Below are 21,499 nucleotides of genomic sequence, written 5' to 3' on the forward strand. Positions count from 1 at the left end.
GTCGCATGAGTGAGACGAGTGCTGAACCCGCTGTCCGTTTCGACACGAAGATCGCCGTGCTGCTGCGCGAGGACCTGGAGACCTGGCAGCGCCTGAACGTCACGGCGTTCCTGGTCAGCGGCCTGGGGACGCAAATCCCGGAGGTGATCGGGGAGCCGTACGAGGACGCGGGCGGCGTGCCCTATCTGCCGATGTTCCGCCAGCCGGTGCTGGTCTTCGAGGGCACCAAGGAGACCCTGACGACGGCCCACGCGCGCGTGCTGTCCCGTTCGCTCCCGCGCGCGGTGTTCACCTCGGACCTCTTCGCGACGGGCAACGACCGTGACAACCGGGCGGCGGTGCGGGCCGTGGGTACGGGGGAGCTGGATCTGGTGGGGCTGGCGGTGTACGGGCCGCGGAACGCGGTGGACAAGGTGATGAAGGGGGCGCGTATGCACCCGTGAGCGCCCGTATTCACCCGGGACCGCCCGCGAGGGCCGTACCGGCTCAGGCCGGGCTGACCTCGGGCTTCGCCGCGGCCGGGGTCTCGGTGGCGGCCGGTGCCTCGGCGGGCAGCCGGCGCATCAGGGCGGCGTATCCGATCGCCGCCACCGTACCGACGACGGCGCACAGCCCCCACAGCCACTCGGCACCGAAACGGTCGATGACGAGGCCGGACACGAGGGGTGCGACCAGGGCCGCCACCGACCAGGACAGGGTGTACATGCCCTGGTAGCGGCCTCGTCCGTGGGTGGGGGACAGGCGGACGACGAGGCCGGTCTGGGTGGGCGCGTTCAGCATCTCGCCGAGCGTCCACACGCACACCGTCAGGGCGAAGACGCCGACGGACCCGGCGAAGGCGGTGAGTCCGAAACCGTACCCCGCGAGCAAGGACGAGACGACGAGGATCCGCGCGGGGTCGCGCCGCTCGATGAACCGTGTGACCGGGATCTGCAGGGCGACGATCAGGACGCCGTTGACGGCGATGGCGAGACCGTAGTCGGCGGCGGAGAACCCGGCCTCGCCCATCGCCACCGGCAGCCCCACCGAGCCCTGCTGGAAGAGGAAGGCGACCAGGAAGGACAGCCCGACCACGCTCATGAAGCGCCCGTCGCGCAGGACGGTACCGAGCCGGACCTCGTCGCCGGCCTTCTCCGCCTCGGTGCGCCGGGGCCGCGACTCCGGCAGCTTCACGAACACCACCACCGCGCAGACGGCCGTCATCCCCGCCTCGATCAGGAACCCGGCGAGGTAACTGACCTCGGCGATGAAGCCGGCCGCCATGGCGGAGACGGCGAATCCGAGGTTGATGGCCCAGTAGTTGAGCGAGAAGGCCCGAACCCGGTCCTCGGGCCGCACGATGTCGGCCATCATCGCCTGGACGGCGGGCCGGGAGGCGTTGGAGGCGGCGCCCACGAGGAACGCCACGGCGGCGATGGCGACGGGGTGCTGCACGAAGCCGAGCGCGGCCACGGACCCGGCGGTGGCGGACTGGGCGACGAGGAGGGTGGGCCGCCGACCGATCCGGTCGGTCATCACCCCGGCCCCGATCGACGATATGACGCCGCCGAGGCCGTGCAGGGCGGCGACGAGCCCGGCGTAGGAGGCGGAGTAGCCGCGGTCGAGGGTGAGGTACAGAGCCATGAAGGTGGCCACGAAGGCGCCGAGCCGGTTCACCAGCGTGCTGGTCCACAGCCACCAGAACTCGCGGGGGAGCCCGGAGACGGTCTCCCGGGTGGCACGTCTCAGGGCGGCGACGGACATGTGGATCCCCCACGGAGGTAAGAAGCTCAGGCGGCAGACGCAACTTACAAGCGCGGGCTCTTCGGGGGCCACCGGATTAACAGATCCTGTCAACCGTCCGCTCTTCGAGAGCCCGGCGCACCCGGCCAAAGCCTTCGATTACGCTCGGACGCATGGCCGACGCACCGTACAAGCTGATCCTCCTCCGCCACGGCGAGAGCGAATGGAACGCTAAGAACCTGTTCACCGGCTGGGTGGACGTCAACCTCAACGAGAAGGGCGAGAAGGAGGCGGTCCGCGGTGGCGAGCTCCTGAAGGACGCCGATCTCCTCCCCGACGTGGTCCACACGTCCCTCCAGAAGCGCGCGATCCGCACGGCCCAGCTGGCGCTGGAGGCGGCCGACCGCCACTGGATCCCGGTCCACCGCTCGTGGCGCCTGAACGAGCGCCACTACGGCGCCCTCCAGGGCAAGGACAAGGCCCAGACGCTCGCCGAGTTCGGCGAGGAGCAGTTCATGCTGTGGCGCCGCTCCTACGACACCCCGCCGCCCCCGCTCGAGGACGGCACGGAGTTCTCCCAGTCCTCCGACCCCCGCTACGCGACGATCCCGCCGGAGCTGCGCCCCCGCACGGAGTGCCTGAAGGACGTCGTGGTCCGCATGCTCCCGTACTGGTACGACGGCATCGTCCCCGACCTGCTGGCCGGCCGCACGGTCCTGGTCGCGGCCCACGGCAACTCGCTGCGCGCCTTGGTCAAGCACCTCGACGGCATCTCCGACGCCGACATCGCGGGCCTGAACATCCCGACGGGCATCCCGCTGTACTACGAGCTCGACGCCGACTTCAAGCCGGTGACGCCCGGCGGCAAGTACCTCGACCCGGAGGCGGCTGCGGCTGCCATCGAGGCGGTCAAGAACCAGGGCAAGAAGAAGTAGGGTTTGTGATCATGCCCCTGAGCTGCGTAAACGGCGCGACTCAGGGGTATTTTCACGGCCTGGGCCCTCTCTGGGCCCTCAGTGCCCTTTGATCACGTCGAGGTGGACTTTGCTTCGCCCGTACTCAGACGCTCGTTCTTGTAGGCGAGCCAGCCCCTCCGCAGATAGCAAGCGTCACCAAGATGGTCACCACGATTAGGGTGGTGGTTAGGTCGAACTGGTCATGCACCTGCGGCCCCTTCGGCTGGGGGTCTGCTCGGAGCGCCTACTCGGAGGCGCCGGCATGCTACATAAACCCGCCTTCACGCTTGCATGGTGTGTGAGTGTGGCTCCGAGAGCCTTTCGGGCACGATCCCGACTACTCGGCATGAGGTGCGCGTACACCTTCAGCGTCAGGCCCGGGAAGTGCCTCAGGGCGTGCATGCCGTGCTCCCGCGCGGCGGTGTGCTCGCGGCTCTTGGCCTTGGGGATGACGCCGACTTTGGCGAGCGCGGGCTTCCAGTGGTCCTCGTTCAGCGAGGTACGCCAGACGTGCCCGCCCTTGGGCCCACTGAAGATCAGACGCTTGGTGACAGGCTGGCCGTTCGCTCGCATCCACGGCAATGTGATCTCGGCGGGTGGGAAGCGCTCGATGTGCTCCTGCAGCGCCTCCGCCACGGGGTCGGGGAGAGGCACGTCACGGAGCTTGCCACCCTTCGGGGGCGCGAATACAGGCTTACTCAGGCTCAGAAGGAAAGTAGCAACGCCGAGGCCGTCATCCTGGCCGGCCTGAGCGACGTCCTTGCAGTGGCCGACGAGGTTCGCTGGGCAGTGGATCTCACCGGCACCGCGCCCGCCCTGCTGTTGACCCTGCTCGCCGAACACGGCCAACAGGTTGTCCATGTGCCCGGCCGGACGGTCAACCGCATTTCCGCCGCCTACCGGGGCGAGGCCAAGACCGATGCCCGCGATGCCTACGTCATCGCCGACACCGCCCGCTTACGACGGGACTTCGCCTCCGTCTCGGTGCCCACGAACCTCGCCGCTGACCTGGCCCTGCTCACCACCCACCGCGCCGACTTGATCGCCGACCGGGTCCGTCTGCTCAACCGCCTCCACGACGTGCTCACCGTCATCAGCCCCGCACTGGAAGCAGCCTTCGACGACGCCGGCCACAGGGGCGCCCTCATCCTGCTCACCGGCTACCAGGCCCCCACCGACACCGCGCGCGTGCGACGCTGCGGCCAGACCCGCCTGACCCGCTGGCTGGCCGCCCGAGGAGTGCGCCACCCCGAAACGGTCGCCACCACCGCCCTCACCCCTGCGCATGCCCAGCACGTCCAGCTGCCCGGTCAGGACACGGCCGCGGGCATCACCGCAGACCTTGCCGCACAGGTGCTGGCCCTGGACGAACGGCTCAAGCAACTCGACCGGCAGATCAGCGATGCCTTCCACACCCATCCGCAAGCCGCCATCATCGAGTCCATGCCCGGCATTGGCCCCATCCTGGGCGCCGAATTCCTTGTTGCCGCAGGCGACCTGGCCGCCTACCCCGACGCCGGCCACCTCGCCTCCGCCGCCGGCCTCGTCCCCGTCGCCAAAGTCTCCGGACGCCGCACAGGCACCCTCCACCGGCCCCAGCGCTACAGCCGCCGCCTGCGCCGCGTCTTCTACCTCTCCGCGCAGACAAGCATCATCCGCGACGGCCCCAACCTGACCTCTACCTGAAGAAACGCGCCGAGGGCCACAAGCACATACCTGCCGTCATCGCCCGAAAGCGGATGCGCCCGCAGCGATCGTGCTCCTCCTCGGACGCGTCCGGAGAACAGCAGCAATGACGAGAGAGCCACCGAAGGTCATCAGGATCGAGCCAGAGGGTACGCGCCCCTTCTCCTGCTCACTCTTCGAGTCACTCGGTTCGACGGCAGTCATACAGGGAGCGCAGCCGGGCCATCGCAAGCCCACTGGGCGAGGACCGGTCTCCGTCGAACCCACACTTCACCGACCTCACGCGCAATTCACCCCTGGGTCCGTCACCTCCAAGTGCCAGCCGTAGGGTGCTGAGCGTGGACAGCAACCTGCAATTGCCGACAGAAAAAGACATGGAGCTGGTCGAGTTCGCCCAGCGCATTGTGAAGGCCAACGGCGACGGGGAGGTGCACACGGTTGGCGCCGCTGTCCGAGATGCGCGAGGACGGATATTCGGTGGCATCAATCTCTACCACTTCACTGGCGGACCCTGTGCAGAGCTCGTGGCACTGGGGCATGCCCGTGCGGCAGGGGCGCGTGAGTTGGCAACCATTGTTGCTGTCGGCGACAGAGGCCGCGGTGTGCTCGCGCCGTGTGGCCGTGATCGACAAGTCCTCCTCGACCACCATCCAGGCATACGCGTCCTGGTGCCCACGGCCGACGGGGTTCGCAGCATCGCCATAGCGGACCTCCTTCCGCACAGCTATGTATGGGCCGACCAGGCCGCTTCCTCTGATGAACCGGGCTGCCATGCGACGGCGAGGCAGTCCATGTATTTCCATCGGGACTATCTCGACGCCGTCCGCACCGGACGGAAGACGACGACCGTTCGCTTCCGTGATCCGGTTGCCCCTGGGCCGGTCAACATGGTCTTCGAGCTGGATGAGGAGGTGGTGCTACGGGGTGTCGTAACGCAGATCATCTCAAAAAGGGTCGACGAGCTGACCGAACAGGACGCCATCGCTGACGGGTTCCGCGATCTTGAAGAACTACACGACAGGCTGCGGTACCACTACCCCGACATCGTTCCCGCCGATGATATTGCCATCGTCCAGTTCCGCTTGGCTGACGCATGAACCCTTGCCCAGACTGAAGGGGTGAGTGTCTGACTGTGTGACAACGCCTACGGACAGGTCAGGCGGAGGAGCGAGCCGCTGAGGAGGTCGAGGCCTTCAATCGACAGTTGGATGAGCAACGCGAGGCATATCGCGCTGGCGAGCCGGAAGCAGCGGAAGCGCTCCTCGGGGCCGTCCTCGATGCTTCGTCGTACCCGATGGGCTTCCCTCACGAGCACCGCATCGCCTTCCGTCCTGCTACGGGGGACGTCCTTGTTGAAATTCAGCTGCCGCCGGAGACGATCGTGCCTGCCGCGCGCGGCTATAGGTATGTGAAGAGCCGGGACGAGACGACTGTGGTGCCTCGGCCGGAGAAGGAGCGCAAGGCGATCTACTCGTCTGTCTTGGCGCAGGTCGCTCTACGGACTGTCCACGAGATCCTGGCCGGCGATCCGGACCGAGTGGTCAACGGCGTCATCCTGAACGGATTCTCGAACAACTCCCCCCCGTCCGTCTCGGCAGTGCCGGCCGAAGCCCGCCCGATCGCCCCGGCGGGTGCCACTCTCCTCGACCGGCAGCAGAGATCCGGCAGCGTTCGCGCCGATCGACCCCTACCAGGGCGCCGCGGGCGTGGCTCGCAACTTCCCAAGCCGAGGGCTTCGATGCCGTAGTTCCGGGGCGGACGGCGTCGCTCACCGGCAGCAGCCATGCCGGTCATCATCCCGGCCGTTCGAGGGAGACGCGCGCGGCCTCGGGGAGCGTGTCCCATCCTGCGGGGCATCCCTTGCTGAGACGAAAGGGAGACATGATGCCGCTCTACCTGTCGACGTTCAGCTACACGCCGGAGACCTGGGCGAGACTCATCGGCCACCCCGAGGACCGCGCAAAGGCCGCTCAGTCGTACATCGAGTCCGTCGGCGGAAAGCTCCACGGCTTCTGGTACGCGTTCGGCACCCGCGACGGCTACAACTTGTGGGAGGCTCCCGACAACGTCTCCATGGCCGCGGTCGCCCTGGCGATCAGCGGAGGCGGCGCACTCAGCTCGTTCGAGACGACCGTTCTCCTGACCGTCGACGAGACCATGGATGCCCTGCGCAAAGCGGGACAAGTCCAGTACCGGGCCCCCGGCGCGTAGCGGTCGAGGCGGCCGGCAGCGACCAGCAGGTCCCAGGCGCCCGGAACCATGGCCCGGACTTGCAAAGACCCAGGTCCCCGTGATCCCCGACAAGACCCAGGGCGAGAAGAAGTCGGGCGGCTGCCTCAGCGCACGGTGGCGGCGGTGCGCTCCCGGTGTCCCTCGTGGTCGGGGGAGCCGCAGTGGCCCGGTTCGCGTTGCGTCTCGCCGAGCCACAGGTGGGGGGCGTGCTGCCGGATCGCCTCCACCATGGGCTCCCGGTACCTGGCGTACCGGCCTGTGGTCGCGAAGCGGTAGCGCAGGCGCGGGAGGCCGGGGCGGATGGGCTCGTCGTCGCGGACCAGGCCCCACAGGACCGGATCGTCCCGGTCGATCGGGCCGTTCGGGCACAGCTCGATCGAGTACTGCCTGACACCCCGGTCGGTCTCGCTCCAGTGGACGGCGACGCCGGCGAGGCTGTCCCAGCGGATGACGTTCTGCCCGGCGCTGTTGCGCAGCCACAGCCCTGTGCCGTCGACGCTTACGGCGAACGGGCGGATCGCGAGGGCCGAGCGGAAGACCTTGTAGCCGGAGTAGCCGATGGTCGCGAAGAACAGTGATGCGAGCCCTGCCGGCTCGGGGTCGTTGCCGTTGAGCCCGGCCATGATGACCACGGCCAGGATCACGAAGAGGACACCCATCGCCATGAGGATCCCACCGATCACGAACCCCTGTCGGGCGACTCGTCGGGTGTAACGAATGACTGTGGCGGTGGGGGCGGGACCGTACGCGGGCGACGTCGACATGATCCGAGAGTCTAGGCAGGCCGTCCTGGCGCGAAGTCGCCGCCCTGCTGGGTCAGTTGTCCGTCTCCGGACCCCAGTGCTCCGGCCCGACTCCGCGCCAGTCGATCCACGGCGACTCCGCGACGTCCGCCGGATCGATCTCCAGCCCGGCTCGGCGCAGGAACTCGGCGACGTCGACCACGTTGTGGGCGAGGCCGAGGATCTCGCCGTCCACGCGCACGCGTCGGCCGCCCGTGGGCGACGGCGGATGCACGATCACGCGCGGTGGTCCGGACATGCATTCAGGATCATCCGGGACATACGGCCCCGCATTCCAGCGCGTCATCGATGAAGCCACTCACTCATGTCCCCGCCCGACCGCCCCAGGTCACGCAGCTCCCACCAGGCCGCGGGGCTCGGACGCCGTCGCTGCCAGTACGGATGGAAGTACAGCTGGACCGACAGCCGGTACAGGCGCCGACGCAGCTCGGTACGGCCGGGCCGTGCGGCGAGCTGCCGGTAGGTGGCGCTCCATTCCTGCTGTGCCTGAGCCAGGTCGGCGGGAAACGATCGCATGGCCGAATTCAAGCATGTGTTCGATTTTTGAGTCCATCGAGGGTGATGCCGAGGGCGGGGGGTGAGGTGGGAAACGGCCGCCCCGCGGTGCCGGCTGCTGACGGCCCGGGTTCGGAGCTGTGGCTCGTCGGCGGGGGCTGACAGCTTTCCGGGGACGGCCGGCCGGAACCCACCGGGCGGCCCCCATCCGAAGGAGCCACCTTGCGCACTCCCGTCACGATCATCGGCGCCGGACTCGGCGGACTCACCCTGGCCCGCGTCCTGCACGTCCACGGAGTCCCGGTCACGGTCCACGAGGCCGACCCGTCCCCGTCGGCGCGCTCGCAGGGCGGGGTGCTCGACATCCACGACTACAACGGCCAGCTCGCCCTCCAGGCCGCCGGTCTGATGGACGAGTTCCACGCCATCGCCTGGCGGGCCGCCAGGCGATGCGGGTCCAAGCCCCCTGCCCGCGTTCGCCGCGAGACAGGGGGCTCTTCGTGCCTTCGTGCCGCCTCGGGCTCGGCCCCTGCGGGCCGTCACCCCTGGGACCGCGTCGCTACGCCCGCCCCCGGCCCTCCGCCTCGGCGTCGGCGACCGCGATCGTGATGCCGAGGGCCTGGGCGATGTTGCCGGCTGCCGTCATGACCCGGGCCGTCCCCACGACGGGCGCGATGGCCACCAGCACGTCCTGCACCTGCTCGGCGGTCAGGCCGGCCTGGATGGCGGGGTCGATATGGGCGACGTACGAGATCGGCGGGGCGTCCGACGCGGCGAGGGCCGCGATACGGGTGAGCATGAACGTTTCCGGGCGCAGCCCGCACCGCTCGACCGAGTCGACCGTCATCGCGGCGAGGGTGTCCAGTACCGGGGTTTCAGATGCTGTGGCCATGGCAGGTCGTCTCCTGTCGGTGACGTGGAAGGATCGGCCGGCGCCGACACCCGAGGGCGCCCACTCGGTACAGCGCCTACCGCTCGACCGTAAGTCCGTCTCCCGCGGATCGCCTGTTGAGAGGAGCGTCGGGGAACGGAGGCCCGCGAGGGGGCGCGGTCGTGCGGATGGCAAACTGGCCGCTGTTCGTGGGTAGTTCGGGTGGGGGCGGGATGCGCAGGCGCGCCAAGGGGTGGCTGTTCGGCGGTTGGCTCGTGCTGGTGGTCGCCGGCTGGTCGTTCACGGAGTCGATCAACGACGGGATCGAGCCGACCTCGGGACCGCGGCCGAAGTCGTCGCCGGATCGTGCCTCCGACTGTTCGGTGGCGACGCCGACCCCTGCGCCGAGTCCCACACCGATGCCGACATGGCCGGCCAGAGCGGACGGTTACGGCCTGGCCGACCAGTACGGCGAGGCGAACGCCGGCGTCGTCGTCACACTCGTCGCCTGCAAGACGGTGGACTGACACCTCACCTCACACCGTCAGCGGCACCGCGTGAATCTCGTCCGGTACCCCGCCACCCCCGCGCTCGTGGGCGCGCTTCACCGCCTCCGCCGAGGGGCCCTCGCTGAGGCAGTAGACCGTGCCGGACTCCGGGTCCGCCCAGGCGTGTTCGAAGTGGACTCCTTCTTCCTGCTCGACCGCGGCGGTGGCGTCGTGACCTTCCTGCAGCTGTTGGGCCGTGATGCCCTGCATTCCGTGGTGGACGTCCATGAACCGTGTCACGGGCCCCGCACCTCCTTCCGATCCATTGCCCCCGTTACCTCCCGCGTGCTCAGACCGACAGCGGTACCGGATGGATCTCGTCGGCCTTGTGCCCGGCGCGCTCATGGATGCGCTGGACCGCTTCGGCCGAGGGCGCCTCGGAGAGGCAGTAGACGACGCCCGACTCGGGGTCGGCCCACGCCCGCTCGAAGTGCACGCGCTCGTCCTTCTCTATGGCGAGGTCCGCGTTGTGGGCCTCGCGCAGTTTGTCGGCCGTGATGCCCTTCATGTTGTGGTGTACGTCCATGAACTGAGCCATACCTCGCACCTCCTCACGATCCTCGGACGAAACGTCCTCGGAGTGCGTCGGCCGCTCTCCTTCCATGCTCCTCCCGCACGGCACGGCGAGCGAGGCGAGAACCGAGGTCCGGGCACGCGAAGGGCCCCGGCGCGGCAACCGCACCGGGGCCCTTCGACGTCGTACGAGATCTACCTCACCCGCACTGGCAGGGGTTCCCCGACTGGCACCCGCACCCGCAGCCGGAGCCACAGCCGCAGGCGCCGAAGAGCGGGAGGCTCCTGATGTCGGCGGGCTGCTCGGTCGGGCGTTCCTGAGTGGGGTCGGGTGTCGTGCCGGAGACGCTGGGGGATTCGGCCATGGTCCCTCCTCGAGGCTGGTGCCTGTGCCCATTCCATGCCCGCCCCGCTGGGCGCATCAACGGCGCACAGAGGCTTGCGCACGCCCCGAGCAGACCCCAGCGAGCCCGCGTACGAGCCGACCCGACCCGCACGCACCACGAGCCTCGCGCCCCTCATGCCACCCCGGCCGGGACGACCTCGAAGGGACAGGAGGACCAGAGGACCCGGAGGACCAGAGGACCTAGAGGACCGAAGGGCCCGCAGCAACCGGAGGCCCTACGCGCCTTCCGCCCCCGCGACCGGCTGGATCTCCGGCTGGATGTCGGCCTGGAGCTCATCCGCGTGCTCACCCGTCACCAGGTACACCACACGCTTCGCCACAGCCACCGCATGGTCGGCGTACCGCTCGTAGTAGCGGCCGAGCAGCGTCACGTCCACGGCCGTCTCGATGCCGTGCTTCCAGCGCTCGTCCATCAGGTGCTGGAAGAGCGTGCGGTGCAGCAGGTCCATCGCGTCGTCGTCCTGCTCCAGCTGGAGCGCGAGGTCGACGTCCTTGGTGATGATCACCTCGGCGGCCTTCGCCATCAGGCGCTGCGCGAGCTGGCCCATCTCCAGGATGGTCGCGTGCAGGTCCTGCGGGATCGCGCGCTCGGGGTAGCGCAGCCGGGTGAGCTTGGCCACGTGCTGGGCCAGGTCGCCCGACCGCTCCAGGTCCGCGGACATCCGCAGCGAGGTGACGACTATCCGGAGGTCCGTCGCCACCGGCTGCTGGCGGGCGAGCAGCGCTATGGCCCGCGCCTCCAGGTCGTGCTGGAGGTCGTCGACCTTCTGGTCGGCCTCGATCACGCTCTCGGCGAGCTTCAGGTCGGAGTCGAGGATCGCCGCCGTGGCGCGTCCGATCGCCGACCCGACCATCCGGGCCATCTCCACCAGGCTGTCGCCGATCGAGTCCAGTTCCTCGTGGTACGCGTCCCGCATCAGGGGTCCCTCTCTTACGTCTGCCTCGGGGGTTCCGGGGGCCGGGAGACGGCCGGCGAACCGCCGACCTCATCCGCTTTATCCGTTTTATTGGCCGAACCGACCGTGTTGTCGTCAAACCAGTCAAACCGTCGAGCGGACAGTCTTACGGTCATGACCTCCGACAGTAAGACTGTCGCGAAAACGTCAGTCGGACTGTCGTGAAACCGCCAGTGTGATCTCCACGCTAAACCGCCGGAGCGAGATGCTCGCGAACCCGACGCCTCCACGATCCGGTGGCTACGCGTCCGTTTCCGCCAACCCAAATGAACCATCACTGGCTCCAAGGTGAACTCTGGGCGACGAGTGTTCGAGCTCGCACTCCGACGGCTGTGGCCACCACCCACCGCATGCCTAACCTGGACGCATGGACGTGAACGCGGCGGTCGCCGCAGCGGCAGCGATCGCCGGTGTGCTCACCGGTGTGATCGCCATGCTGGCGTTCCGCTGGAGCGAACGCGACCTGAAGCGACCCACCCGAACCTCCCTGCACACCGACCCGGTCCTGCCGCCCGGCGTGGACACGGTCCTGTCGGTGCTGCGCTCCTCCGCCGTCGTCCTCGACGAGGGGGACGCCGTGGTCAAGGCCAGCTCGGCGGCGTACGCCCTCGGACTGGTGCGCGGTGGCAAGCTCTCCGTCGAGCCCATGCTGCAGATGGCCCGGGACACCAGACGTGACGGTGAGATACGGCAGGTCGAGCTGGACCTCCCCCGGCGCGGCACCGGACGCGGCGAGGCCCTCGCCGTGTCGGCCCGCGTCGCGCCCCTCGGCTCCCGCCTCGTCCTCCTCCTCGTCGAGGACCTCACCGAGGCCCGGCGCATAGAGGCGGTACGCCGCGACTTCGTGGCCAACGTGAGCCATGAGCTGAAGACCCCGGTCGGCGCGCTCTCCCTCCTCTCCGAGGCCGTCATGGACGCCTCGGACGACCCCGAGGCCGTACAGCGCTTCGCGGGCCGTATGCAGATCGAGGCCACCCGGCTCACCAACCTGGTGCAGGAGCTCATCGACCTCTCCCGGGTACAGAACGACGACCCGCTGGAGGACGCCGAGCCCGTCCGCGTCGACGAGCTCGTCGCCGAGGCCATGGACCGCTGCCGGCACGCCGCCGGGACGAAGCAGATCACCATGGCCGCCGGGGGCACCGCCGACCTCAGCATCTGGGGCAACCGCGGCCAGCTCGCCGCCGCGCTCGGCAACCTCGTCGAGAACGCCGTCAACTACTCGCCCGCCCGCACCCGCGTCGGCATCGCCGCCCGCCGGGTCAGCGCCCCGGGCGGGGACCTCATCGAGATCGCCGTCACCGATCAGGGCATCGGCATCTCGGACAAGGACAAGGAGCGCATCTTCGAGCGCTTCTACCGCGTGGACCCGGCCCGTTCCCGTGCCACCGGTGGCACCGGCCTCGGTCTCGCGATCGTCAAGCACGTGGCCGCCTCGCACAGCGGGGAGGTCACGGTGTGGAGCTCCGAGGGACAGGGCTCCACCTTCACCCTGCGGCTGCCGGAGGCGGGTGCGGCCCGCGACCGCGCACAGCAACACCCCGATCTCGACGACGAGGCCGGGCAGTCCGCCGCATCACATCCCCCCACTTCCACCGACTCACCCGCGTACGAAACGCTTTCCGCCCCGGAGGTCCTTCCGTGACCCGTGTGCTCGTCGTCGAGGACGAGGAGTCCTTCTCCGACGCCCTGTCGTACATGCTCCGCAAGGAGGGCTTCGAGGTCGCCGTCGCGACCACCGGGCCCGACGGACTCGACGAGTTCGAGCGCAACGGCGCCGACCTCGTCCTCCTCGACCTGATGCTGCCCGGCCTGCCGGGCACCGAGGTCTGCCGTCAGCTGCGCGGCCGCTCCAACGTCCCGGTGATCATGGTCACCGCCAAGGACAGCGAGATCGACAAGGTGGTCGGCCTGGAAATAGGAGCCGACGACTACGTCACCAAGCCGTTCTCCTCGCGCGAGCTGGTCGCCCGTATCCGGGCCGTCCTGCGCCGCCGCGGCGAGCCGGAGGAGGTGACCCCGGCCGCCCTGGAGGCGGGCCCGGTCCGCATGGACGTCGACCGCCACGTGGTGACGGTCTCCGGCTCCAAGGTCGACCTCCCCCTCAAGGAGTTCGACCTCCTGGAGATGCTGCTGCGCAACGCCGGCCGCGTCCTGACCCGCATGCAGCTCATCGACCGCGTCTGGGGCGCCGACTACGTCGGCGACACCAAGACCCTCGACGTCCACGTCAAGCGCCTGCGCGCCAAGATCGAGCCGGACCCGGGCGCGCCCCGGTACCTGGTGACGGTGCGTGGCCTCGGCTACAAGTTCGAGCCGTAAAGAGCAGCAGAAGAGCAGTGGCGGAAGAGCAGCAGCAGTAACGCCGAAGGGCGGGGCCCCGGATCTCCGGGGCCCCGCCCTTTTTACGGCTGTGCGGATGCCGTACGACCGCTCAGTGCCCGGCCGCCGTGTGGGAGGCGCTGTCGGACGGGGTCGCCGCACCGCCGGAACCCGTGCCGGCCTCGGCTCCGGTACCGGCCTCGGCGCCGCCGGTCGACGTCGCGCCCGCGGAGGCCTCGTCGGTCGCGGTGCCGCCGGCCGCCGGAGATCCGGTCGGCGAGCCGCTCTGGGCGGGCGTCTCGCTCGGCGCCGCCGGGACCTCGGTCGGGCCCCACTCCTTGAAGTAGTGCTCGGCCGGCACGACGAAGGCGCGCAGGCTCACGTCACCGGTCTTGCTGAAGGTGAAGGTGATCTTCTGCGCGTTGCCGTCCTTGACGGCCTCGCGGCTGCTCGGCAGCACGGCGGAGGCGTTGTCCTTGCCGCCGATGATCAGCGAGCCGCCGGCCGGGATGGTCAGGCTGCCACCCTTGGCGGGCTTGAGCTCGGCGGTCTTGTCGGTGCCGTCGACCTTGATCGCGTCCAGCGTCTGGGCGGTGCTGCCGGAGTTGAACAGGGTCGCGGAGATCGCGGCCGGACCGGTGGACTCCAGGTCGGGCTGGGTGATGACGACGGCGTTCTGGATCTTGATGTCGCCAACGGTGGTCGCCGCGTTGTCCGGCTTGATCTCCAGCGTCTGGCTGTTGTTGCCGGCGCCGCACGCGGCGAGCGAGGCGATCGAGAACGCGATGGCGGCGGCGGCGAGGGCGCCGCGTCGAAGGCTGCTGCTCACGGCGGCGGCAACTCCTTGACTCGAACGGGGCGGGCGCATAAAGCCGCCCTAAGCATCTGTCAGCGGCCTTAGGTTACCGAGCCGTTCCCGCACGACCGCACCCGACCCTCCCCTGAGCGGCCGAAGTACCGCCGAAGGACCCCTGCGGCACCTCATCGGGCGTCTTGGGGCCTGTTCGGTGATCCATCCCGTCATCCGTCCCGTCGATCCGTCCCGTCGATCCGTCCCGTCGATCCGTCTTGTCGATCCGTCCAGTCGATCCGTCCAGTCGATCCGTCTCGTCACTCACAAGTGACCCAGGAGTCACATTGCCGCGCACCTCGTCCGCCATTCACATAAGTCCCCGGCAAGGCGCCGCGCAAAATTTCCGTGAAGGAATGCGCGACCTTCCCGGAATTGATCACCGAGTGTGCTGCCGAGCTGGGCCGTGATCAATTCCGGAATCGTCCGGTACCCGACTCGGGACGCCGAACGGAGTAGCGGAAGTCGCACACTTGGAACCGGACATATGTGTACGTTCGGCCACTCGGACGCGCCGCCGGATGTGTGTAACGTGCGCGTTTCACCTCGCCCGCAGAGCCGCTCCGACCTGCGAATACCTTCTTCCGGTCGGCCCGCGAAGCACGTTCCTGTCGGAGTTGTCAAGCCCCGAGATATGCCCTGACCTGCGAAAACGCCATTCAGAACCCGCCGTTTCCGTGTTACCCTGGATAGCCACGGAAGGGGTACCTGTCACATGACGTTCAAGGTTGGCGACACCGTGGTCTATCCCCATCACGGGGCCGCGCTGATCGAGGCCATCGAAACTCGCCAGATCAAAGGCGTGGACAAGACCTACTTGGTGCTGAAGGTCGCCCAGGGTGACCTGACGGTGCGTGTGCCAGCGGACAATGCGGAGTTCGTCGGCGTGCGTGATGTGGTCGGTCAGGACGGGCTGGACCGGGTCTTCGAGGTGCTGCGCGCGCCGTATGCCGAGGAGCCCACGAACTGGTCGCGTCGATACAAGGCAAATCTGGAGAAGCTCGCCTCCGGCGATGTCATCAAGGTCGCGGAAGTCGTGCGTGACCTGTGGCGTCGTGAGCGTGAGCGTGGACTCTCCGCCGGTGAGAAGCGCATGCTCGCCAAGGCCCGCCAGATCCTGGTGAGCGAGCTCGCCCTCGCGGAGAACACCAACGAGGACAAGGCCGAGGCCCTGCTCGACGAGGTTCTCGCGTCCTGACGCGGTCCATCCGCCTCAGTTCAGCACAAGCTGTGTTGTTGTAAAGAAGTGCCGCGGTGCCCGATGACGCAATAGCTGTCGCCGGGCGCTGCGGCATGTTCGCGCTCAGACGCCGTCAAGACGCTCACATTCGAGGGAGTCCCCCCGATACTTGACGTGCCGGGCCCGGGCAGCAGGCTCGACCGACTGTCACGGAAGGGTCCGGTCAAGGCGTCGCGCCCGGCACGCTGTGGCCATACCCAAGTTGGCCGAGCACACAAACCTGACAGGAACCGATGTCTGACGTTTCGCGCCCTTCGCCCTCGGAAGCCCGTACCGGGAACCCCGCCGGGACCTCCGCCGGAACCCGTACGGCCGTCGTGATCCCTGCCGCCGGCCGGGGCGTACGCCTTGGTCCGGGCGCCCCCAAGGCGCTCCGCGCGCTGAACGGCACACCCATGCTCATCCACGCCGTGCGCGCGATGGCCGCTTCCCGCGCCGTCTCCCTCGTGGTCGTCGTGGCCCCGCCCGACGGCGCCGCCGAGGTCAAGAGCCTGCTCGACGCGCACGCGCTGCCCGAGCGCACCGACTTCCTGGTGGTCCCCGGCGGGGAGTCCCGCCAGGAGTCCGTCAGGCTCGGCCTGGACGCGCTGCCGCCGCACTACGACATCGTCCTGGTGCACGACGCGGCGCGCCCGCTGGTCCCGGTGGACACGGTCGACGCGGTGATCGAGGCGGTACGGGACGGCGCACCGGCCGTCGTCCCCGCGCTGCCCCTCGCGGACACGGTCAAGGAGGTCGAGCCCGCGTCGACCCCCGGCGAGCCGGAACCGGTGGTGGCCACCCCGCCGCGCGCCCGCCTCCGTGCCGTACAGACCCCGCAGGGCTTCGACCGCGCCACGCTGATCCGCGCACACGAGACGGTGACGAACGATGTCACCGACGACGCCGGCATGGTCGAGCAGCTCGGGCTGACGGTCGTGGTCGTGCCCGGCCACGAGGAGGCCTTCAAGGTCACCCGCCCGCTGGACCTGGTCCTCGCCGAGGCGGTCCTGGCACGCCGGAGGCTCAACGATGGCTTCTGAGCAGGTGACGCCGCTGCCCCAGGTCGGCATCGGCACCGACATCCACGCCTTCGAGGAGGGCCGCGAACTGTGGTGCGCGGGCCTGAAGTGGGAGGGCGAGGGCCCCGGCCTCGCCGGCCACTCGGACGCGGACGTCGTCGCCCACGCCGCCTGCAACGCCCTCTTCTCGGCAGCCGGCCTCGGCGACCTGGGCCAGCACTTCGGCACCGGGCGCCCCGAGTGGTCGGGCGCCCCCGGCGTCGTACTCCTCACCGAGGCGGCCCGGATCGTACGCGAGGCGGGCTTCCGGATCGGCAACATCGCGGTCCAGGTCGTCGGCCCCCGCCCGAAGATCGGCAAGCGGCGCGACGAGGCGCAGAAGATCCTGTCGGAGGCGGCCGGGGCGCCGGTGTCGGTGTCGGGCGCGACGACGGACGGGCTGGGCTTCCCGGGCCGTGACGAGGGCCTGATGGCCGTGGCGACCGCGTTGGTCGTGCGGGCCGGCTGAGATCCCCTCCCACACGACAACGCACAAACCGCACTTAGGCGCCAGGCACTCCGGTCCGCCCACTACCCTGGTGTCGTGACTATTCGCCTGTACGACACCAGCGCCCGGCAGATCCGTGACTTCACCCCGCTCAAGCCGGGCTGCGTCTCGATCTACCTGTGTGGCGCCACCGTGCAGGCGGCCCCGCACATCGGGCACATCCGCTCCGGGCTCAACTTCGACATCATGCGCCGCTGGTTCGCGTACCGCGGCTATGACGTGACGTTCGTCCGGAACGTCACGGACATCGACGACAAGATCATCACCAAGGCGGCCGAGCAGGGCCGCCCGTGGTGGTCCATCGGGTACGAGAACGAGCGGGCGTTCAACGACGGCTACACCGCCCTCGGCTGCCTGCCGCCGACGTACGAGCCCCGTGCCACCGGCCACATCACCGAGATGGTCGAGATGATGCAGGGCCTCATCGAGCGCGGGCACGCCTACGAGGCGGACGGCAACGTCTACTTCGACGTGCGGTCCTTCCCTGGCTACCTGGAGCTGTCGCGGCAGGAGCTGGACAACCTCCTGCAGCCGTCGAGCGAGGGCGAGACCGGCAAGCGCGACTCGCGTGACTTCGCCATGTGGAAGTCGGCCAAGCCCGGTGAGCCGACCTGGGCGACGCCATGGGGCCCCGGTCGTCCGGGCTGGCACCTGGAGTGCTCGGCCATGGCGCACAAATACCTCGGCAGCGCCTTCGACATCCACGGCGGCGGTCTGGACCTGATCTTCCCGCACCACGAGAACGAGATCGCCCAGGCCAAGGCCTACGGCGACGACTTCGCCCAGTACTGGGTGCACAACGCCTGGGTCACCATGGCCGGCGACAAGATGTCCAAGTCGCTCGGCAACAGCGTCCTGGTCAGCGAGATGGTCAAGGCGTGGCGTCCGATCGTCCTGCGCTACTACCTCGGCACCCCGCACTACCGCTCGATGATCGAGTACAGCGACGACGCCCTGCGCGAGGCCGAGTCCGCGTTCGCGCGCATCGAGGGCTTTGTGCAGCGCGTGGTGGAGAAGGCCGGCATCGTCGAGCCGTCCGCCGAGGTGCCGCTCGCCTTCGCCGAGGCGATGGACGACGACCTGGGCGTCCCGCAGGCGCTGGCCGTCGTGCACACCACGGTCCGGCAGGGCAACTCCGCGCTCGCGGCCGACGACAAGGAAGCCGCCGTGGCCCGCCTCGCCGAGGTACGCGCCATGCTCGGCGTCCTCGGCCTGGACCCGCTCGACCCGCACTGGGCCGGCGAGACCGACCGCGGCGAAGACCTGCACGGGGTGGTCGACACCCTGGTCCGCATGGTCCTCGACCAGCGCGAGGCCGCCCGCTCCCGCAAGGACTGGGCGACGGCGGACGCCATCCGCGACCAGCTCAACCAGTCGGGCCTCGTCATCGAGGACGGCCCGCAGGGCCCGCGCTGGAGTCTCGGCCCGCGCTGACCGGGCACACGCAACAGAAGATCGATTGTGCCGCCCGGCCGTCCGGGCGGCACACTGCATAGACGTACGTACGAAATCTCACGACAGACAGGTAGGTCATGGCCGCGAACAACCGCCGCATGTCCGGCAAGAAGGGCGCGCAGGTCGGCAGTGGCGGCCAGCGGCGCCGGGGCCTGGAGGGCAAGGGGCCGACGCCTCCCGCCGAGATGCGCAAGGGCCACGCCAAGCAGCGCGCCGCACAGGCGAAGGCACGACGCGCCCAGGGCGCCCGTCCGCAGGCCAGGCGCGGCGGCAAGGGCACGTCCGAGCTGGTCGTCGGGCGTAACCCGGTCGTCGAGGCGCTGCGCGAGGGTGTCCCGGCCTCCACGCTCTACGTCCAGCAGTTCATCGACAACGACGAGCGCGTCCGCGAGGCACTCCAGCTCGCCGCCGAGCGCGGCGGCATCAACCTCATGGAGGCGCCGCGTCCCGAGCTGGACCGCATGACGAACGGCCTCAACCACCAGGGCCTCGTCCTCCAGGTCCCGCCCTACGAGTACGCGCACCCCGAGGACCTCGCCGGAGCCGCCGCCGACGCGGGCGAGGACCCGCTGATCGTCGCCCTCGACGGTGTGACGGACCCGCGCAACCTGGGCGCGGTCGTCCGCTCGGTCTCCGCCTTCGGCGGCCACGGGGTCGTCGTACCGGAGCGGCGCGCGGCGGGCATGACGGCCGGCGCCTGGAAGACATCGGCCGGCACGGCGGCCCGCACCCCGGTCGCCCGCGCCACGAACCTGACCCGTGCCCTGGAGTCGTACAAGAAGGCGGGCATCGTGGTCGTCGGCCTCGCCGCCGACGGCGAGGCCGAACTCGGTGACCTGGAGGCCCTGGAGGGCCCGGTCGTCATCGTGGTCGGCAGCGAGGGCAAGGGCCTGTCGCGCCTGGTCGGCGAGACGTGCGACTTCCGCGTGCGGATCCCCATGCCCGGCGGAGCTGAGTCGCTGAACGCGGGTGTGGCGGCAGGCATCGTCCTGTACGAGGCGGCCCGCCGACGCGTCTGAACGGACCCCCGGACCCGACACCTGAACAGACAGCTGGAAAGGCATCAGAACAGGTATCTGAACAGGCATCCGCGGCTTCACCCGTGCGGGTTAATTCTGGCGACAGTGGTGCGACCTGCGCATCTTTGACGGGGTCCGGACAGATCGGACCGGGCAAGGCAGTGTCCTAACGTCACGTCACTCGGTTAGTTGAGTGTGGACACCAGAACACCCCGCACACCCACGGGGGACCGCTCGTCGGGATTCGACGACGCTCCCGCGCTGAGCATGGTGAAGGTGCCGAGCGATCCGGCGCAGATCATCGTCAATCACGCGAGTTTCCGCGTGCTGCTGGGCGCGTCGACCGGGCGCACCAAATCCCAGCGGATCGCACGGCACTTGAGCGCCACCGAGGACACCGCCCGCATCCCTGTCATGGGCGCGGCCGGCAGAGCGGGCGCGGCCGCCGGCCCCCGCCGCCGGGTCGCCGTCTGGAACGGCACGTCGGCACCCGACGACACCGGCGCCCACCGCCTGCTCCAGGCCGTGCGGGACGGCAGCGTCCGCCACGGCGACGAGCCGGTCCCCGCCGGGGCCACCCAGGTCATCCCGCGCGTGGATGTGGGCGGCGGCTATGACGGGGGCTACGACGACGCGTTGACGCAGACGGTCGAGACACCGATCGTCGGCGCGCAGCGCACGCACGAGTCGATGGAGACCCGCCTCCTTCCGCACATGCGCACGGTGGAGAGCGCATACGACGAGGAACTCGCATACCGGTCCGAGGACTTCGCGGAGGACTTCGAAAGCGAGGCCGACGGCCCGGACGAGACCGGTACGCCACTCAAGCGCCTGGGCGACGACCCGGCGCGGCACGCCTACTACCCCGGCCGCCGGATGAACCTCGGCGTGGTCCTCCTCCCTCTCCGCGTCTTCCTCGGCTTCATCTCCATCTACGCCGGCATGGGCAAGCTGTGCGACCCCGTCTACTTCGACGGCGGCAAGCGCGGCTCGATGGTGAAGTGGCTCAACACCCTGCACCCCTGGGAAGTCGCCGAGCCCCTGCGCCAGTTCGCGCTCGAACACCCCGTCGGCTCCGGCCTGGTCATCGCCTTCTTCCAGGTCATCGTGGGCGTCCTCACGGTCCTGGGCTGCTGGCAACGAGTGGCCGCGGTAGTCGGAGCGCTGCTCTCCGCCGCGCTCCTGGTCACCGTCAGCTGGAAGAGCGTCCCGGTCTACGACGCCCCCGACATCATCTACCTGGCGGCGTGGTCCCCCCTGATCATCGCCGGCGCCCCCGTCTACTCGATCGACGGCCGCCTGGCCGGCATGGCCTGGCGCCGCCTCGGCCCCCGCTCCGACATCTGGGAGCTGCGCCGCTACGTCCTTCGCCGCGGCGCCCTGATCACGGCGATCGTCACCGGCCTCACCCTCCTCATCGGCTCCCTGCTCGGCGGTGCGGTCCGAGACGCGGACCGCGTCGTGGTCCCCGGCCCAGGCGAGGCCCCGCGCAACGAACTCCCCGGCTCTCCGCTCCCGCAGGAGCCCGACCAGCGCGAGAAGACGCCGTCCGCCTCCAACTCGCCCACCCAGGGCGCCACGTCGGGAACGGCCACCCCGTCGGGCTCCGCGACGACGCCCGGCGCCACCAGCGACACGGGCACGACCGGCGCCGGTACGCCCAGCCAGACCCAGGGCACGGCGGGCCAGGCCCCGCCCCAGCAGTCCACCCCGGCCGACGAGGCCCCCAGCACCAGCACCGGTCCCACCTCCGGAGGCCCCACCTCCGGCGGCGGCTCCACCGGCGGCTCCGGCAGCGGAGGCTCCGGCGGTGGGGAACCGGGCCTGGTCGGCGGTCTGTTGGGGTAGCGGGGCCGGTGGACGACCTCCTCGGCGGA

The 21,499-nt window shown here is 69.6% G+C and carries 23 protein-coding genes and 3 pseudogenes; 16 read left to right on the forward strand and 10 right to left on the reverse strand.

The window, feature by feature from the left end:
- Window positions 1-5 precede the first annotated feature (5 nt).
- Entirely contained in the window at window positions 6-443 is a 438-nt protein-coding gene (locus ACIBAG_RS04365) for a DUF2000 family protein (RefSeq protein ID WP_399100842.1), read from the forward strand.
- Window positions 444-486: 43 nt separating this feature from the next.
- Here the strand turns inward: ACIBAG_RS04365 and ACIBAG_RS04370 are convergent, their stop codons facing one another.
- Window positions 487-1,743, reverse strand: a complete 1,257-nt coding sequence (locus ACIBAG_RS04370) for an MDR family MFS transporter (RefSeq protein WP_399100844.1) — start codon at window positions 1,741-1,743, stop codon at window positions 487-489.
- Between the two features lie 152 nt (window positions 1,744-1,895).
- Here ACIBAG_RS04370 and ACIBAG_RS04375 point away from each other — a divergent pair, with 152 nt between their 5' ends.
- Window positions 1,896-2,657: a phosphoglyceromutase gene (locus tag ACIBAG_RS04375; protein WP_399100846.1), complete on the forward strand. Its 762-nt coding sequence runs from the start codon at window positions 1,896-1,898 to the stop codon at window positions 2,655-2,657.
- Between the two features lie 207 nt (window positions 2,658-2,864).
- Here ACIBAG_RS04375 and ACIBAG_RS04380 read toward each other — a convergent pair.
- Window positions 2,865-3,386: pseudogene (locus ACIBAG_RS04380) on the reverse strand (hypothetical protein); the annotation flags it as partial.
- Between the two features lie 12 nt (window positions 3,387-3,398).
- Between ACIBAG_RS04380 and ACIBAG_RS04385 the strand changes: the two are divergent.
- The 4 genes and pseudogenes from ACIBAG_RS04385 to ACIBAG_RS04400 form a co-directional block, all read left to right on the forward strand.
- Window positions 3,399-4,417 (forward strand): annotated as a pseudogene (locus tag ACIBAG_RS04385) (IS110 family transposase); the annotation flags it as partial.
- Between the two features lie 285 nt (window positions 4,418-4,702).
- On the forward strand, window positions 4,703-5,461 hold the full coding sequence (locus ACIBAG_RS04390) for an ASCH domain-containing protein (RefSeq protein WP_399100848.1): 759 nt from the start codon (window positions 4,703-4,705) through the stop codon (window positions 5,459-5,461).
- A 107-nt stretch (window positions 5,462-5,568) separates the two neighbouring features.
- Window positions 5,569-6,111, forward strand: coding sequence for a hypothetical protein (locus tag ACIBAG_RS04395; RefSeq protein WP_399100850.1), 543 nt, complete (start codon window positions 5,569-5,571; stop codon window positions 6,109-6,111).
- A 137-nt stretch (window positions 6,112-6,248) separates the two neighbouring features.
- Complete coding sequence (locus tag ACIBAG_RS04400) at window positions 6,249-6,575, forward strand: GYD domain-containing protein (RefSeq protein ID WP_399101923.1); 327 nt, start codon at window positions 6,249-6,251, stop codon at window positions 6,573-6,575.
- Window positions 6,576-6,700: 125 nt separating this feature from the next.
- Here ACIBAG_RS04400 and ACIBAG_RS04405 read toward each other — a convergent pair whose 3' ends face one another.
- The 3 genes from ACIBAG_RS04405 to ACIBAG_RS04415 are packed head-to-tail and all read right to left on the reverse strand — an operon-like array spanning window position 6,701 to window position 7,915.
- The gene (locus tag ACIBAG_RS04405; RefSeq protein ID WP_399100852.1) at window positions 6,701-7,360 is read right to left on the reverse strand and encodes a hypothetical protein; all 660 of its coding nucleotides are present in this window, start codon (window positions 7,358-7,360) and stop codon (window positions 6,701-6,703) included.
- Between the two features lie 52 nt (window positions 7,361-7,412).
- On the reverse strand, window positions 7,413-7,637 hold the full coding sequence (locus ACIBAG_RS04410; RefSeq protein ID WP_399100854.1) for a hypothetical protein: 225 nt from the start codon (window positions 7,635-7,637) through the stop codon (window positions 7,413-7,415).
- Between the two features lie 44 nt (window positions 7,638-7,681).
- Window positions 7,682-7,915 (reverse strand): hypothetical protein, encoded by a 234-nt coding sequence (locus ACIBAG_RS04415; RefSeq protein WP_399100856.1) that lies wholly within the window; start codon window positions 7,913-7,915, stop codon window positions 7,682-7,684.
- Between the two features lie 201 nt (window positions 7,916-8,116).
- Here ACIBAG_RS04415 and ACIBAG_RS04420 point away from each other — a divergent pair.
- A pseudogene (locus ACIBAG_RS04420) lies at window positions 8,117-8,361 on the forward strand (FAD-dependent oxidoreductase); the annotation flags it as partial.
- 92 nt (window positions 8,362-8,453) lie between these two features.
- Here the strand turns inward: ACIBAG_RS04420 and ACIBAG_RS04425 are convergent.
- Window positions 8,454-8,786: a carboxymuconolactone decarboxylase family protein gene (locus ACIBAG_RS04425; RefSeq protein WP_399100858.1), complete on the reverse strand. Its 333-nt coding sequence runs from the start codon at window positions 8,784-8,786 to the stop codon at window positions 8,454-8,456.
- A 167-nt stretch (window positions 8,787-8,953) separates the two neighbouring features.
- On the opposite strand from ACIBAG_RS04425, the gene ACIBAG_RS04430 reads away from it, so the two are divergent.
- On the forward strand, window positions 8,954-9,292 hold the full coding sequence (locus tag ACIBAG_RS04430; RefSeq protein WP_399100860.1) for a hypothetical protein: 339 nt from the start codon (window positions 8,954-8,956) through the stop codon (window positions 9,290-9,292).
- A 9-nt stretch (window positions 9,293-9,301) separates the two neighbouring features.
- On the opposite strand, the gene ACIBAG_RS04435 is transcribed toward ACIBAG_RS04430, so the two are convergent.
- The 3 genes from ACIBAG_RS04435 to phoU all read right to left on the reverse strand — a co-directional run bounded on the left by ACIBAG_RS04435 (window position 9,302) and on the right by phoU (window position 11,149).
- Window positions 9,302-9,553, reverse strand: coding sequence for an SCO4226 family nickel-binding protein (locus ACIBAG_RS04435; RefSeq protein WP_399100862.1), 252 nt, complete (start codon window positions 9,551-9,553; stop codon window positions 9,302-9,304).
- A gap of 49 nt (window positions 9,554-9,602) precedes the next feature.
- Window positions 9,603-9,851 (reverse strand): SCO4226 family nickel-binding protein, encoded by a 249-nt coding sequence (locus tag ACIBAG_RS04440; protein WP_399100864.1) that lies wholly within the window; start codon window positions 9,849-9,851, stop codon window positions 9,603-9,605.
- 596 nt (window positions 9,852-10,447) lie between these two features.
- A complete protein-coding gene (phoU, locus tag ACIBAG_RS04445) occupies window positions 10,448-11,149 on the reverse strand; it encodes a phosphate signaling complex protein PhoU (protein ID WP_399100867.1) in 702 nt (233 codons plus the stop codon).
- A gap of 406 nt (window positions 11,150-11,555) precedes the next feature.
- On the opposite strand from phoU, the gene ACIBAG_RS04450 reads away from it, so the two are divergent.
- Together ACIBAG_RS04450 and ACIBAG_RS04455 are read left to right on the forward strand one after the other, a co-directional pair.
- Window positions 11,556-12,833, forward strand: coding sequence for a sensor histidine kinase (locus tag ACIBAG_RS04450; RefSeq protein WP_399100869.1), 1,278 nt, complete (start codon window positions 11,556-11,558; stop codon window positions 12,831-12,833).
- Window positions 12,830-13,510, forward strand: coding sequence for a response regulator transcription factor (locus ACIBAG_RS04455; RefSeq protein WP_015659563.1), 681 nt, complete (start codon window positions 12,830-12,832; stop codon window positions 13,508-13,510). The genes ACIBAG_RS04450 and ACIBAG_RS04455 overlap by 4 nt, the downstream gene beginning before the upstream one ends.
- A 112-nt stretch (window positions 13,511-13,622) precedes the next feature.
- Here the strand turns inward: ACIBAG_RS04455 and ACIBAG_RS04460 are convergent, their stop codons facing one another.
- A complete protein-coding gene (locus tag ACIBAG_RS04460) occupies window positions 13,623-14,339 on the reverse strand; it encodes a DUF461 domain-containing protein (protein ID WP_399100871.1) in 717 nt (238 codons plus the stop codon).
- A 736-nt stretch (window positions 14,340-15,075) separates the two neighbouring features.
- On the opposite strand from ACIBAG_RS04460, the gene ACIBAG_RS04465 reads away from it, so the two are divergent.
- The 6 genes from ACIBAG_RS04465 (at window position 15,076) to ACIBAG_RS04490 (ending at window position 21,470) form a co-directional block, all read left to right on the forward strand.
- Window positions 15,076-15,558: a CarD family transcriptional regulator gene (locus ACIBAG_RS04465; RefSeq protein WP_003953493.1), complete on the forward strand. Its 483-nt coding sequence runs from the start codon at window positions 15,076-15,078 to the stop codon at window positions 15,556-15,558.
- A gap of 275 nt (window positions 15,559-15,833) precedes the next feature.
- Window positions 15,834-16,622, forward strand: a complete 789-nt coding sequence (gene ispD, locus ACIBAG_RS04470) for a 2-C-methyl-D-erythritol 4-phosphate cytidylyltransferase (protein WP_399100874.1) — start codon at window positions 15,834-15,836, stop codon at window positions 16,620-16,622.
- Entirely contained in the window at window positions 16,612-17,109 is a 498-nt protein-coding gene (gene ispF, locus ACIBAG_RS04475) for a 2-C-methyl-D-erythritol 2,4-cyclodiphosphate synthase (RefSeq protein WP_399100876.1), read from the forward strand. Before ispD ends, ispF begins: the two co-directional genes overlap by 11 nt.
- A 75-nt stretch (window positions 17,110-17,184) precedes the next feature.
- Window positions 17,185-18,582: a cysteine--tRNA ligase gene (cysS, locus tag ACIBAG_RS04480; protein ID WP_399100878.1), complete on the forward strand. Its 1,398-nt coding sequence runs from the start codon at window positions 17,185-17,187 to the stop codon at window positions 18,580-18,582.
- Window positions 18,583-18,680: 98 nt separating this feature from the next.
- Complete coding sequence (rlmB, locus tag ACIBAG_RS04485; protein WP_399100880.1) at window positions 18,681-19,622, forward strand: 23S rRNA (guanosine(2251)-2'-O)-methyltransferase RlmB; 942 nt, start codon at window positions 18,681-18,683, stop codon at window positions 19,620-19,622.
- A 195-nt stretch (window positions 19,623-19,817) separates the two neighbouring features.
- Complete coding sequence (locus ACIBAG_RS04490; protein ID WP_399101925.1) at window positions 19,818-21,470, forward strand: DoxX family membrane protein; 1,653 nt, start codon at window positions 19,818-19,820, stop codon at window positions 21,468-21,470.
- The last annotated feature ends 29 nt before the right edge of the window (window positions 21,471-21,499 follow it).

The organism is Streptomyces sp. NPDC051243 (genome assembly GCF_044455405.1).
Taxonomy (GTDB): Bacteria; Actinomycetota; Actinomycetes; order Streptomycetales; family Streptomycetaceae; genus Streptomyces.

Bases quoted from the DNA above. Each gene is read 5' to 3' on its own strand.
- ACIBAG_RS04365 (WP_399100842.1), top strand. From the start codon at position 6: ATGAGTGAGACGAGTGCTGAACCCGCTGTCCGTTTCGACACGAAGATC.
- ACIBAG_RS04370 (WP_399100844.1), bottom strand. From the start codon at position 1,743: ATGTCCGTCGCCGCCCTGAGACGTGCCACCCGGGAGACCGTCTCCGGG.
- ACIBAG_RS04375 (WP_399100846.1), top strand. From the start codon at position 1,896: ATGGCCGACGCACCGTACAAGCTGATCCTCCTCCGCCACGGCGAGAGC.
- ACIBAG_RS04400 (WP_399101923.1), top strand. From the start codon at position 6,249: ATGCCGCTCTACCTGTCGACGTTCAGCTACACGCCGGAGACCTGGGCG.
- ACIBAG_RS04405 (WP_399100852.1), bottom strand. From the start codon at position 7,360: ATGTCGACGTCGCCCGCGTACGGTCCCGCCCCCACCGCCACAGTCATT.
- ACIBAG_RS04410 (WP_399100854.1), bottom strand. From the start codon at position 7,637: ATGTCCGGACCACCGCGCGTGATCGTGCATCCGCCGTCGCCCACGGGC.
- ACIBAG_RS04415 (WP_399100856.1), bottom strand. From the start codon at position 7,915: ATGCGATCGTTTCCCGCCGACCTGGCTCAGGCACAGCAGGAATGGAGC.
- ACIBAG_RS04425 (WP_399100858.1), bottom strand. From the start codon at position 8,786: ATGGCCACAGCATCTGAAACCCCGGTACTGGACACCCTCGCCGCGATG.
- ACIBAG_RS04430 (WP_399100860.1), top strand. From the start codon at position 8,954: ATGGCAAACTGGCCGCTGTTCGTGGGTAGTTCGGGTGGGGGCGGGATG.
- ACIBAG_RS04440 (WP_399100864.1), bottom strand. From the start codon at position 9,851: ATGGCTCAGTTCATGGACGTACACCACAACATGAAGGGCATCACGGCC.
- phoU (WP_399100867.1), bottom strand. From the start codon at position 11,149: ATGCGGGACGCGTACCACGAGGAACTGGACTCGATCGGCGACAGCCTG.
- ACIBAG_RS04450 (WP_399100869.1), top strand. From the start codon at position 11,556: ATGGACGTGAACGCGGCGGTCGCCGCAGCGGCAGCGATCGCCGGTGTG.
- ACIBAG_RS04465 (WP_003953493.1), top strand. From the start codon at position 15,076: ATGACGTTCAAGGTTGGCGACACCGTGGTCTATCCCCATCACGGGGCC.
- ispD (WP_399100874.1), top strand. From the start codon at position 15,834: ATGTCTGACGTTTCGCGCCCTTCGCCCTCGGAAGCCCGTACCGGGAAC.
- ispF (WP_399100876.1), top strand. From the start codon at position 16,612: ATGGCTTCTGAGCAGGTGACGCCGCTGCCCCAGGTCGGCATCGGCACC.
- rlmB (WP_399100880.1), top strand. From the start codon at position 18,681: ATGGCCGCGAACAACCGCCGCATGTCCGGCAAGAAGGGCGCGCAGGTC.